The organism is Corynebacterium sp. NML130628 (assembly GCF_001875665.1).
Taxonomy (GTDB): domain Bacteria; phylum Actinomycetota; class Actinomycetes; order Mycobacteriales; family Mycobacteriaceae; genus Corynebacterium.
Genome location: NZ_MLAL01000025.1, coordinates 1 through 12,657, shown reverse-complemented (window position 1 = coordinate 12,657; position 12,657 = coordinate 1). Strand labels below are relative to the sequence as shown.

The 12,657-nt window shown below is 64.2% G+C and carries 10 protein-coding genes, 1 tRNA gene and 1 pseudogene; 9 read left to right on the top strand and 3 right to left on the bottom strand.

Annotated elements, in window-relative coordinates:
- Positions 1-40 precede the first annotated feature (40 nt).
- The 3 genes from BJP07_RS07250 (at position 41) to BJP07_RS07240 (ending at position 2,753) form a co-directional block, all read left to right on the top strand.
- Positions 41-334, top strand: coding sequence for a chorismate mutase (locus tag BJP07_RS07250; protein WP_071566828.1), 294 nt, complete (start codon positions 41-43; stop codon positions 332-334).
- Positions 335-406: 72 nt separating this feature from the next.
- Entirely contained in the window at positions 407-2,047 is a 1,641-nt protein-coding gene (pgi, locus tag BJP07_RS07245; RefSeq protein WP_071566827.1) for a glucose-6-phosphate isomerase, read from the top strand.
- A 67-nt stretch (positions 2,048-2,114) separates the two neighbouring features.
- A complete protein-coding gene (locus BJP07_RS07240; protein WP_071566826.1) occupies positions 2,115-2,753 on the top strand; it encodes a DedA family protein in 639 nt (212 codons plus the stop codon).
- Here the strand turns inward: BJP07_RS07240 and BJP07_RS07235 are convergent.
- Positions 2,698-3,525, bottom strand: a complete 828-nt coding sequence (locus BJP07_RS07235) for a DNA-formamidopyrimidine glycosylase family protein (RefSeq protein ID WP_071566849.1) — start codon at positions 3,523-3,525, stop codon at positions 2,698-2,700. The genes BJP07_RS07240 and BJP07_RS07235 overlap by 56 nt on opposite strands.
- A 133-nt stretch (positions 3,526-3,658) precedes the next feature.
- Here BJP07_RS07235 and BJP07_RS07230 point away from each other — a divergent pair, with 133 nt between their 5' ends.
- Complete coding sequence (locus tag BJP07_RS07230) at positions 3,659-5,095, top strand: HNH endonuclease signature motif containing protein (RefSeq protein WP_071566825.1); 1,437 nt, start codon at positions 3,659-3,661, stop codon at positions 5,093-5,095.
- 15 nt (positions 5,096-5,110) lie between these two features.
- Here BJP07_RS07230 and BJP07_RS07225 read toward each other — a convergent pair whose 3' ends face one another.
- Complete coding sequence (locus BJP07_RS07225; RefSeq protein WP_071566824.1) at positions 5,111-9,742, bottom strand: ATP-dependent helicase; 4,632 nt, start codon at positions 9,740-9,742, stop codon at positions 5,111-5,113.
- A 77-nt stretch (positions 9,743-9,819) separates the two neighbouring features.
- On the opposite strand from BJP07_RS07225, the gene BJP07_RS07220 reads away from it, so the two are divergent.
- From BJP07_RS07220 to BJP07_RS07200, 5 genes are all read left to right on the top strand, one after another.
- Positions 9,820-10,596: a 3'(2'),5'-bisphosphate nucleotidase CysQ gene (locus BJP07_RS07220; RefSeq protein WP_071566823.1), complete on the top strand. Its 777-nt coding sequence runs from the start codon at positions 9,820-9,822 to the stop codon at positions 10,594-10,596.
- The gene (locus tag BJP07_RS07215; protein WP_071566822.1) at positions 10,593-11,393 is read left to right on the top strand and encodes a thymidylate synthase; all 801 of its coding nucleotides are present in this window, start codon (positions 10,593-10,595) and stop codon (positions 11,391-11,393) included. The genes BJP07_RS07220 and BJP07_RS07215 overlap by 4 nt, the downstream gene beginning before the upstream one ends.
- Positions 11,393-11,884 carry a dihydrofolate reductase gene (locus tag BJP07_RS07210; RefSeq protein ID WP_071566821.1) on the top strand — a complete coding sequence of 164 codons (492 nt, stop codon included), beginning with the start codon at positions 11,393-11,395 and terminating at the stop codon, positions 11,882-11,884. The genes BJP07_RS07215 and BJP07_RS07210 overlap by 1 nt, the downstream gene beginning before the upstream one ends.
- Positions 11,881-12,162 carry a mycoredoxin gene (locus BJP07_RS07205; protein ID WP_071566820.1) on the top strand — a complete coding sequence of 94 codons (282 nt, stop codon included), beginning with the start codon at positions 11,881-11,883 and terminating at the stop codon, positions 12,160-12,162. The genes BJP07_RS07210 and BJP07_RS07205 overlap by 4 nt, the downstream gene beginning before the upstream one ends.
- An 80-nt stretch (positions 12,163-12,242) precedes the next feature.
- Positions 12,243-12,315: transfer RNA gene (locus BJP07_RS07200), tRNA-Arg, on the top strand.
- A gap of 97 nt (positions 12,316-12,412) precedes the next feature.
- Here BJP07_RS07200 and BJP07_RS07195 read toward each other — a convergent pair.
- A pseudogene (locus tag BJP07_RS07195) lies at positions 12,413-12,657 on the bottom strand (IS481 family transposase); the annotation flags it as partial.

Genomic DNA, 12,657 nt, shown 5'->3' with positions numbered 1-12,657 from the left:
CCCGGACACAACCACTGGAGCAGTGGCATAATGAGCAACCATGAGTGACTTCGAGATCCGCATGCCGTCCGGGACGGACGATCCGCTCTCTGATGCGGAGATTCAGCAGTACCGCAAGGAGATCGACCGCCTCGACCGTGTGATTTTGGACGCAATTCAACGGCGCACCCAGGTGTCGAAGGCGATCGGCAAGACGCGGATGGGTTCAGGTGGCACAAAACTTGTGCATACCCGAGAAGTCGCGATTATTAACCAATTCCGCGATGAGCTTGGGGAGGAAGGCCCGGCGTTAGCAAGTATCTTGCTGCGCCTGGGTCGCGGAAAGCTGGGCTAGCCCCAACCACGCACTCCCCAACTTTCGTAGTACCATATCTAGGCAGACAAGCATCCGTTTCAAGGAGGAACTATGTCCGATATCACCGCCACGTCAGCTTGGTCTGACTTGGAGAAGCTCTACGCCTCTAAGTCCAGCACGACGCTGCGCGAGCTCTTCGACCGCGACGCAGACCGCGCGAAGAAGCTCACCTTCGACGCCGCAGGGCTCCACGTTGACCTTTCCAAGCAGCTTATCGACGCCGACATCGTCGATGCACTCGTATCCCTCGCGGATGCCGCGCAGCTTCGCACCAAGATTGATGCAATGTTCGCAGGCGAGCACATCAACGACACCGAGGACCGCGCGGTGCTCCACACCGCGCTGCGCCTCCCGGTAGAGGCCAACCTCAAGGTCGACGACCAGGACGTGGCGGCGGACGTACATGAGGTGCTGGGCCGGATGCGTGACTTCGCATCGGCGCTGCGCTCAGGTGAATGGCTGGGCCAGACCGGCCGCACGATCAAGAAGATCGTCAACATTGGTATCGGCGGCTCGGACCTAGGCCCTGCGATGGCAACCAAGGCGCTGCGCGCGTACGCAACCGCAGGCATTACCGCCGAGTTCGTCTCCAACGTCGACCCGGCAGACATCGCCGCAGTCCTCGACCGTTGCAACCCGGAAGAGACGCTGTTCGTCATCGCCTCCAAGACGTTTACCACCCAGGAGACCCTGACCAACGCGCATGTGGCGAAGCGCTGGCTCATCGAGCAGTTCGACGGCGACGCTTCCGCTGTGGCGAAGCACTTCGTCGCAGTGTCCACGAACGCAGAGAAGGTCACTGAGTTCGGTATCGACACCGCGAACATGTTCCCGTTCTGGAACTGGGTCGGCGGCCGCTACTCCATGGACTCCGCAATCGGCCTGAGCCTGATGGCCGTCATTGGACCCCTGGACTTCATGCGGATGCTCGAGGGCTTCCACGCCATGGACGAGCACTTCCGCACCACCGAGTTCTCCCAGAACGTGCCGGTGCTGATGGGGCTGCTCAACGTCTGGTACCGCAACTTCTACAATGCCGAGACGCACGCCGTCCTGCCCTACTCTGAGGACCTTTCCCGCTTCCCTGCCTACCTGCAGCAGCTGACCATGGAGTCCAACGGCAAGTCCGTGCGCCACGACGGCACCTCGGTCGCCTACAACACCGGTGAGATTTTCTGGGGCGAGCCAGGCACGAACGGCCAGCACGCGTTCTTCCAGCTACTGCACCAGGGCACCTCGCTCGTGCCAGCGGACTTTATCGGCTTCGCCACGCCGAAGGAAGACTTCCCGACGATGACCGGCGAAGGCTCCATGCACGACCTGCTGATGGGCAACTTCTTCGCACAGACGAAGGTGCTCGCGTTCGGCAAGGACCAGGCCGCCATCGAGGCCGAGGGTGTCGACGCGTCGCTGGCCCCGCACAAGGTCATGCCAGGCAACCGTCCGACCACGACCATCCTGGCCGAGGAGCTGACCCCGTTCACGCTCGGCGCGCTCATCGCGCTCTACGAGCACATCGTGTTCACAGAGGGTGTGATTTGGGACATCAACTCGTTTGACCAGTGGGGCGTCGAACTCGGCAAGCAGCAGGCAAACGACCTGGCCAAGGCCGTCGCCGGCGAAGAAACCCCAGCAACGGGCGATGCTTCCACCGACGCACTGATCGGCTGGTACCGCGAAAATCGCCGTTAGCGCTTGGTGCATCACTCCTTGGTGAGGCAAGATAAGCAGTTGTTTTACATGCAACTAAGGAGTGAACATGCAAGCCATCATCGACTGGATCGTCAACCTGATGGAGCTTCTCGGCGCCCCCGGCGTCGGGATAGCGATTTTCCTGGAGAACGTCTTCCCTCCGATCCCTTCCGAGGTAGTGCTGCCGCTCGCCGGTTTTACGGTCGCGCAGGGCTCACTGAGCTACGCGGCAGTGTTCATTTGGTCGGTGATGGGGTCCGTCGCGGGCGCGTTCTTCCTCTACGGCCTCGGTGCCTGGCTGGGCGCCGAACGCCTGCGCGCGATCGCCGACTGGATGTGGCTGGTCAAGGCGTCGGACGTCGATAAGTCCCTCGAGTGGTTTGATAAGCACGGCCGCTCCTCAGTCTTCTTCGGCCGATTGATTCCCGGCGTGCGTTCCCTCATCTCGATTCCAGCAGGCCTGGACCGCATGAACCTCGCGATGTTCGCCCTGTGGACCGGGCTCGGCTCCGCAATCTGGAACGCGATCCTGATTACGCTCGGCATGTACCTCGGGGAAAGCTGGGAGACAGTCGCCCACTACGTGGATACGTACTCGACCGTGGTCTACGTCCTACTGATCCTGATCATGCTCGGCTTCCTGGTCTACTTCATTCGCCGCTCCATGAAGGAGAAGGCGGCTGACACCGAGGGCACCACCAAATAACTCGCTCTAAGTCGCCCGCTCCCCCGAGGAATCCCTTCTCAATGAGCGTGCCACACCGCCGACACGGCTTGTTATTCCTTCCAAAAACGTAACTCGTCTCCCCGGCGCGTTTGATCCCCGTGGTCACTCGCACCGGGGAGTCTTTGTTTGCCCACATGAGGCGCCGCGCGATCGCCACATGCTTTTCGACGTCCACCTCACCCACCTCGCGCGACGGGTGCGTACCGGCGATGAAGTGAATTTCGGCGCGATACTCGTTGCCGATGCCAGCGACGAAACGCTGGTTGAGCAGCGCTCGCCCCATCTCGAGGCGCGGGTGTTCGCTGATCCTGCGCACGACCTCTTCCTGATCAAAATCGGGAGCTAGCATGTCCGGGCCGAGGTAGCCCATCCGCTGCGGGTACTCGCGCGCTGAGAAAATCTCGACGAGTCCGAGCGAGTGCCCGACAAGCTCTATGTCTGACTTCGGTGTGTCCGCGAGGCGCAACACCACGCGGGCGGTGTGGCCGGGTTTGCGCCAGCGGGTGCCCGCGCGGTGGATTGCCCAAGTGCCTTCCATCTTGAGGTGTGTGTGCAGCACCTGAGGCTCGTGGCCTTCGCGGGAAAACTCCATAAACAGGTGCTTGCCATAGGGCCAGACGCGCTCGCAGGTCATGCCGGTGAAATCGACAGTGGCGAAGCGCGGCACGCGGATACTGGTGGCTGTTACTACACGGTGTTGCATCCATTGCAGACGCTTGGACAGCTGATAGACGGAATCACCCTCGGGCATAATGCGCTCCATGTTCCGCTTCTTGTGCGGCCTTTGCAACTCCGATCGCCTATAATAGAACGGTTGTTCGAATGCTGATCTTTCATGTCTGACGCGTCGATATAGTTACTCTTAGCTACTTCAAGGAGGAGAAATGCACGACGTCACCAAGCTCGTTGACCAGGTCATCAACGGCCTGACACAACTGCGCACGCTTCTCGACGACCCCACATCCCTCCCCTTTTCCGCCATCACAGAAGACATCGTACGCCTCGAACACGCCATGGATAAGAAGGCCTACATCGACGCCGCCTTCGCACAAGCCTGCGTCATCGCTGACGCCGGCAAACTCGTCGGCGCCAACTACCCCGATACCTACCTCATGGAGAAGTTAGGCATCTCCAAAGGCGAGGCCTACAACCGGCTAGCCCGCGCCCAAGCTATGTTCGCTCCGCCACCGGCACCAGAGCCTGAGCTCAGCGCTGAGGAGGCGGAGCGCCGTCGCAAAGACCAAGAGAATGCCCGCCACCGCGCCGACGCGGTCTCCGCCGCCAAGCAGGACATTATCCGGCGCGAAACTGACAAACTCCTCAAGGCCGCTGAGGGCGAACACATGAGCATCTACGCCCACGCCATGGAGGAAGCAAAGACGCGCGACGAAAAAGACCTGCGCCTCACAGTGAAGCGGCTCGTCGATAAGGCAAACAGGCCGCACGCGAAGAAGAACCCCAACGCAGGCTTCGAAAAGCGCGAGGCCACCTTGGGCAAGGAAAACTCCGACGGCACCTACGTCGTGCGCCTGCACATGCCCGCAGGCGACTACGCCCTCTACAAAGCGCTGACCGACAAAGGGCTTGCGCCGAACTCCAACATCCCGCCCGAGCACCAGCAGGACCGCGACCCTCGCTCCCGCGGCCAACGCCGCTACGACCAATTCATGACCATCATGCGCCAATACGAGCACGGCGAGCAGGCCTCCAACGGGGGCGCCGCGTCCGTCGTAGTGTCCGTCACGCTGGACGATCTTGCCGACGCCGACGCCACCACGCTGTTCCAAACCAACGTCGGTGTCGAGCTCGACGCCTTCGACCTGGTGCGCCTCGGCATGGATGGCACGTCTGACTTCCTACTCACCGTCGACGGCCTCACTGGCGTGCCGCTGCACCTGGGCCGGTCCAAACGGCTCGCCTCTGTTGGGCAGCGCATCGCCATGTTCGCTCTCCAAGGCGTCTGCTCCTGGGCCGGATGCACCACCGCGATGAGCGAATGCGAAGCCCACCACATCGTGTCCTGGCTACGCCACGGCGGCACCGACATCACCAACCTCACTGGCCTGTGCCCCACCCACCACCGGTGCAACAACGACCACCGAGACGGCTCCTTCAACAAGGGCTACATGGATTACGACCCCGCCACCGGCACCGCAGTGCTGGTCAAGGCCGACGGTACCCGCCACGCCAACACCACGGACCCCGCTATGCACTCGGCGGCCAATCGGATCCGGAAGAGACGGGTGCTGCGGGCAGCGACACCGACGCCACCAGCGGGAACAACCCACCGGCCGGTGCCGCGCGTGCCGCTGCGACCCTAAACGCGCCCGAAACTCCTAGTCATCGAAGCTGAGGCTTTCCAGATCCCCAAGGGCCTCTGCCATGCTGCGTCCGCGTCGCTTCGGGGGTGCCGTCTGCTTGCCTCCGATTCTTACGCCTTTGTGTGTCACCGCCACGCCAAGATCTCGGAGGCCGAATGCAGGCTCGCCGTTGAGGGTTTCAACGTTGAGCGGGCGCATCCTTCCGGTGGCGACGGCATCGGACAGCGCCTCGATGACGAGGGGCAGGGGCTCTTCGATGCCTTCCGGGAAAGTATCGAAGAAGGTGGTGAGCTTCTTGCCTCCCCGCGTGACGTGGGCTGCCAACAGCCCGTCCACCAACACCACCATGGCTCCTGCGGACCTGGTCGGTCCAGTCACGGGCCACGGCAGCGCCGCCCCGTAGGGGTTGGCAGGGTCGGTGGCGGCGAGCACGTATACCTTCGGGTCACGTGCGCCCGAGGGCCAGCCGACGACGTCGTCGCTGTCCTGCTGGCCGCGCAGCCGGTCAATCGTCGCAGGAGTGGAGAACTGCGCCGCGCCAAGCCCCTCAATGAGGTATCCGCGCAGCGCCTTTCCGGAGTCCTCGAACCCGGAGAGCACCTTGTATGCCAGCGCGAAGCCGCCGATGACGTTTTCGGCGACGACGGCCCCCTTGGTTACCACCCCGTACCGGTCCAGCCACGCCTCCCCCAGCGAGAGCGAGCGTCGGGTTGGGTCGGTGTCAGGCTGCGGGGTGGCGGCCCACCGCCCCACCATGTCTGGCGGGGCAACCTGCGCGAACGAAGTCCTGCCGGAGCGGATCCGGGAGCGGGACGGCCGACGCTTCGCGCGGTGCGCGGCCTTACCGCCAGCGAGGCGCGCCCGCAACGGTGCGAAGGAATCCGGCGAAACGTGTCCGGCCTCGACGAGGTCCCACATGGACTCGCGTAGCTCCTCAGAAGTCGTCGCGGGCGTGAGCAGGTCGCTGAACAGATAGCCGCCACCAGCTGCGAGCGTGTCCATGATGTGCTGCTGCGTGAGCGAGAGCAGCGGAGGGTCGACTTGCGGCATGAGCTGTGCGGCGTAGTCGCTCGGCAGCAGCATGATCCACGGGTCGTTCGCCCCTGCCGACCCGGCGCCCACGATGACGATCTCACCGGAGGCAGTCAACTCGTCCAGCATGACCGGCGAGTAGTCCCCCACCCGCGATGGCAAGATGTGGGACTCCCACGCCGAGGCCGGTAGCCGCACGCCCGCGAGCTGCTCCAGGACGGAATAGACCCCATCCGCGCCGCGCAGGGGTGGAGTTGCGCCGGCCGCGGCGACGTTGCTCCATGCAGGCAGGAAGCGCCCGTACGCCGACGCCGACACCGGCCGGGCCTGCGCCCGCGCGGCTGCCAAGGAGCGCGAACGAATCACGCGCAAGACCTCTTGCGCCACGTACTCTTGGTCGTCGACGCCTTGGCGGAAGCGCCCCTCGATGACGGAGTTGGCGTCGACAAGCGGTTGCAACACCGCGTGGGCCGCGCCGAGCGCGAGCCCGAAGGCATCGGCAAGCGCGCGCAGCGTGAAGGGGCCGCGGGTGCGCACCCAGCGGCGCACGAGCTGGGCGAGCGCATCGGGAATGGTGGCCACCTGCGCTGCCACCCCAGGTGGCACCGGCACGCCGAGGCCATCGCGCAGCAGTGGCGCGTCGAGCGCCTGCGCAACGTGCTCCCTGCCGCCGATGCGCACCCGCATCATGCGCGGCCCAAGCGACGCCTCAACTCCCGCGAGCGGCACCGTCGTGTAGATCGCGAGCTCGTCCACAGGCACCGGGCCGGTCAGGCGCAGGGTGTCGGCGAACTGCTCCGGCGTCTCGGCGCGCCCCACCCGGCGCAGCGAAGCGTCGACCTCGGCGATCACCTCTGGGTCCAACAGTTCGCGCAGCTCCACGGCGCCCAACAGCTTGGCCAGCAGCGACGGGTCCAGCGCGAGCGCCGCTGCCCGCTTCTCCGCAAGGGGCGTGTCGCCTTCGTACATGAAAGCACCGGTGTAGTTGAACAGCAGCGATGAGGCGAACGGGCTCGGCTGCTGCGTGGTCACCTCCGCGATGCGGACCCGACGCGTCTGCAGGTCGCGGATCACCTCTTGCAACGCGGGCAGATCGTAGACGTCCTGGAGGCACTCGCGGACGGTTTCCAAAATGATAGGGAAGCTCGGATAGTTCCGGGCGACGTCGAGGAGCTGTTCTGCGCGCTGGCGCTGCTGCCACAGGGGCGCGCGCTTGCCGGGGTTGCGGCGCGGCAGCAAGAGGGCGCGGGCGGCGCACTCGCGGAACCGGGAAGCGAACAGGGCGGAGTTTCCCACCTGCTCGGTGACGATGTCGGTGATCTCGTCGGCGTCGAATTGGAACAGGGCCCCGGAGGGTTCGTGGTCGCCTTGGGGCAGGCGCAGAACGATGCCGTCGTCGCCGGCCACGGCCTGGGCGTCCATCCCGGTCTCCTGCGCGATCCGCCACCCGGCGGCCAGCGCCCACGCGGCGTTCACACCCTTGCCGAAGGGTGTGTGCAGCACCACACGCCAGTCCCCGAGCTCGTCGGTGAAGCGCTCGAGCACCAGCGTCGTGTCGTCCGGCAGCACACCGGTGGCCTCTTCTTGCTCTTCGAGGTAGGCCCGCAGGTTGTCGCGCGCGAAGGCATCAAGAGAATTATCGACGTCGGCTCCGCCACGCACCGCCCTCCTGTAGGCGCCGAGCGCCTTGCCTAGCTCGTACGGGCGACCCACGCCGTCCCCCGACCAGAACGGCAGCCGACCGGTATGCCCCGGCGCGGGTGAGACCTGCACTTGGTCGCGCGTGATGTTTTCGATGCGCCAGCTCGTCGCCCCGAGCGTGAACACGTCGCCGACACGGGACTCGTAGACCATCTCTTCGTCCAGTTCACCGACGCGGCGCGGCACCCCGCCCTCTGCTTCGGAGCCGACGAGGAACACGCCAAACATACCGCGGTCCGGGATGGTGCCGGCGTTGGTGACGGCGACGCGCTGCGCGCCCTGCAGCGCTTTGAGCACGGTGCCGTCAAGCCAGGCGCGAGGTTTCAGTTCCGCGAAGTCCGTCGAGGGGTACACCCCGGTGACCAGGTCGATGACGGCGTTGAACACATCACGGTCGAGGTTGCGGTAGGGCCAGGCGCGCGTGACGGTCTCATACCAGTCGTCGAGCTCGAGGTCCTCGACTGCCACCGCGGCCACCGTCTGTTGCGCCAGCACGTCCAGCGGGGAGCGCGGCGTGCGTAGCTCCTCGATGAGCCCCTCGCGCATCCGCGGCACCGTAACGGCTGTTTGCACCAGGTCAGAGCGGTGCTTCGGATAAAACGAGCCGTGCGAGATCGCGCCCACCGTGTGCCCGGCGCGCCCGACGCGCTGCAGCCCTGATGCGACCGACGGCGGGGACTCCACCTGGATCACCAGCTCCACTGCGCCCATATCGATGCCTAGCTCCAGCGAGGACGTCGATACGACTGCTTTGAGCGTGCCCTCTTTGAGCATCGTCTCCGTCGTGGCCCGCTCGTCTTTGGACACGCTGCCGTGGTGCGCACGCGCGATCACGGGTACTGCCTCCCCTGCCAGATCGACTCCTTTCCCGAGCTGTGCAGGGGGGCGTCGAGTAGCGGGGCTGAGCGCTTCGGGGTCGTGCTCTTTGGCCCACAGCTCGTTGAGCTGGCTGGTGAGCCGCTCCGCCGTGCGTCGCGAGTTCACAAACACGATCGTCGAGCGGTGCGCCATGACCTCTCGGTACACCGACTCCGCGATGTGTGGCCAAATCGACGTCGGCGCCGGCGGCATCAGCGCCGCGGTCTCCCCGTCGAGGTCCAGCGCGTCGTCGACGACGGCGTCCCCAATTGTCGACGCCTCCTCCGGCATAGGCAGGTCGCTCATGTCTTGCACCGGTACCCGAACCGTGAGGTCCCAACGCTTCTCCCCCGGCGGCTGGATGATCGTCGTGCGCGGTCCGAGGAAGTCCGCTACAGCCTCCAGCGGGCGCACCGTCGCCGACAGCCCGATGCGCTGAAAGTCCCCGGCGATGCGCCCGAGCCGTTCCAGTGACAGCGCCAAATGCACGCCGCGCTTCGTGCCCGCGAGCGCGTGAATCTCGTCCACGATCACGGTGTCCACGGTCCGCAGGATGCCCGCAGCCTTCGAGGTCAGCATCAAGTACAGCGACTCAGGCGTGGTAATCAGAATGTCTGGCGGCTTGCGCACCTGGCGGGACCGCTCCGCCTGCGGGGTATCGCCCGAGCGCACCGCCACCGACACGTCCGGCATGTCCAAGCCCATGCGCTGCGCCACCCGCCCAATCCCGCCGAGTGGGGCCCGCAGATTATTTTCGACGTCCACACCAAGGGCCTTCAGTGGCGATATATACAAGGTGCGCACGCCGCCATGGCTGCTGGTGTTCGCCCCATCTATCGGCAGCGCCTGTTGCCCGTCGCGCTCCACGAGCGAATTCAGCGACCACAGAAACGCTGCCAACGTCTTACCGGAACCGGTAGGTGCAACCACCAGGGCGTTGCCGCCGTCGGAAATCGTTGCCCACGCCTGCTCCTGCACGGGCGTCGGCGCCTCGAATACCTCTTCAAACCAGGTTGCTACCTGCGGTTTGAAGCGTTCGAGGATTCCTTTGGCCATAGGCGCCACAATACAGATACTGCAGGCAGGCGAAAAGAAATGGTTCCTTTGGCTGGTTTCGCGCTAAAGTCGAAGCCATGACTGCTCAGTATTCAGACTCTCGGCTGACAAACTTAATTGCGCAAGGCACCGGCGAAATCCTCAAGGGGATTCGTGGTGTTGGCCTTCTCCGCGGACGTGAACTTGGAGAGGCCGGCGATGACCTGGCACAGAACTGGATCGCACGCGTGCTTGAGCAGCACCGCCCGGGCGATGCGTTTCTGTCCGAAGAGGCAGCCGACGACCACTCCCGTCTCAGCAACAACCGCGTCTGGATTGTTGACCCGCTCGACGGCACGAAGGAGTTCGCAACCGGCCGCCAGGACTGGGCTGTGCACATCGCGCTCGTCGAAGACGGCGTCCCAACGCACGCGGCGGTAGGCCTGCCGGACCTTGGCGTCGTATTCAAGTCTTCCGACGTGCGCCACGTCTCGGGGCCGTTCGCGAAGAAGATCGCAATGTCGCGCAACCGCCCGCCGGCGATCGCCCCGTTTGTCGCCGATGCCCTCGGCTTCGAAACCAGCCCTGTCGGTTCCGCTGGCGCGAAGGCAATGCACGTCCTGCTCGGCGATTTCGACGCCTACGTACACGCCGGTGGGCAGTACGAGTGGGACCAAGCCGCACCGGTGGGTGTGTCTATGGCTGCGGGCCTGCACTGCTCGCGCCTCGACGGCTCGCCGCTGAAGTACAACAACAAGGACACCTACATTCCGGATCTGCTCATCTGCCGTCCGGAACTTGCCGATGACATCCTGGAAGCCTGCGCGAGGTACTACGACGAGCACGGCTCCTTCGAAGGGGTCGTCGCGAAGTGAGCCTGGTGACTCCTTACGAAGACCTCCTGCGCGACGTCCTGGAGCACGGCACCGATAAGGGCGACCGCACCGGCACCGGCACGCGTAGCGTCTTTGGTCGCCAGCTGCGCTACGACCTGTCCGAATCATTCCCCCTGTTGACCACCAAGAAGGTGTACTTCAAGGCCGTCGTGGGCGAGCTGCTGTGGTTCCTCCGCGGCGACTCCAACGTGACCTGGCTGCAGGAGCACGGCGTGCGCATCTGGAACGAATGGGCCGACGAGAACGGCGAGCTCGGCCCGGTCTACGGCGTGCAGTGGCGCTCCTGGCCCACCCCCGACGGGCAGCACGTGGACCAGATTTCGCGCGCGCTTGAGCTGCTGAAGGACGACCCGGATTCACGCCGCAACCTGGTGTCGGCGTGGAACGTCTCCGAGCTCGATCAGATGGCGCTGCTGCCGTGCCACCTGCTATTCCAGCTCTACGTAGCCGACGGCAAGCTGAGCCTGCAGGTCTACCAGCGCTCCGCCGACATGTTCCTGGGAGTTCCCTTCAACATTGCCTCCTACGCGCTGCTCGCGCACATGTTTGCGCAGCAGGCAGGCCTCGAAGTTGGCGAACTCATCTGGACCGGTGGCGACTGCCACATTTACAACAACCACTTCGACCAGGTGCGCGAGCAACTCTCCCGGGAGCCTCGCCCCTACCCGCAGCTCAAGCTGCGCAAAGCGGAGTCGCTGTTTGACTACGACTTCGCCGACATCGAAGTTGTCGGCTACGACCCGCACCCGACGATCAAGGCGCAGGTGTCCGTCTAATGTTGGGCGCGATCTGGGCCGAAAGCGTCGATGGCATCATCGGCGACGGCGTGGGCATGCCCTGGCATCTGCCCGAGGACCTGCGCCACCTCAAGGAGATCACGCTAGGCCACCCGATCATCATGGGTCGCAAGACCTGGGACCACCTCCCCATCAAGCCGTTGCCGGGCAGGACAAATCATGTGTTGTCCTCGCGTGAGCCCGGCGAGTGGTCCGACGGCGCCTTCGTGTCCCGCGACATCCCGGACCTGAAAACAACCGCCTGGATCCTCGGCGGTGGCCAGGTCTACGAAGCAACCATCGACGAAGTAGACGTCATTGAACGTACGATCGTCGATGTCCGCGTCGCCGACAAGCTCGGAGCGTCAGCCGTCCGCGCGCCGCGCGTCACCGATGACTTCGCTATTGTTTCTGATGGCCCGTGGCAAACCTCCGCCAATGGCACCCGTTTCAAGCACCAACGCCTCGAAAGGTTAGACCCAAAATCATGACCACTCCCGAAACCTCTTCCCACGTCACCATCTTCGCAACCGATTGGTGCCCGTTCTGCAAGAAGCTTCGCGAGCGCCTCGACCGCACCGAAACCCCCTACGACGTCGTTGACGTCGAAGCCGAAGGCGCCGAGGACGCCGCCGCATGGGTCGAGTCAGTCAACGACGGCAACCGCATCGTGCCCACCGTCCTCTACTCTGACGGCACGCACGCGACGAACCCAGCAGCGTCCGCCGTCCGCGCGAAGCTGCGCGAACTGACCGGCGAAGAAGCCTAGCACCCGGGAAAATAGACGTACTGTCGCGGACGACCGCGACTTTGGCATCACTTCTGTCCTGCGGTACTGTTAGTCGAGTTGCCCCAGTAGCTCAGGGGATAGAGCACGGCTCTCCTAAAGCCGGTGTCGGAGGTTCGAATCCTCTCTGGGGCGCAAATGTCCTCAGTCGCGACATAGTTGACAACTCAGTCGCGACATGGTGGACAAACCGGTGCCTTGGTTTTATTTTTCCGAGGCACCGGTTTTGTTTTTAGGCCAATGGGGGTTGGCCTTTTCGCCAGTATGGTTTTTGGTAATTGCGAGACGTGTCGATGTAGTGCTCGGTGATGATTTCGCCGGTCTCTTTTAGCGATGTGGTGACGTGGTTGTCGGTGATGACCATCAGGATGTGTTTGCCGCCGTAGGCGCGTCCAATTCCTAAGTGGTAGAGCCTTCCGGCGTAGCGGATGGTGACTTTGCCGTTGGTTCCGACGATGTCTTGGCGGATGCGCCATT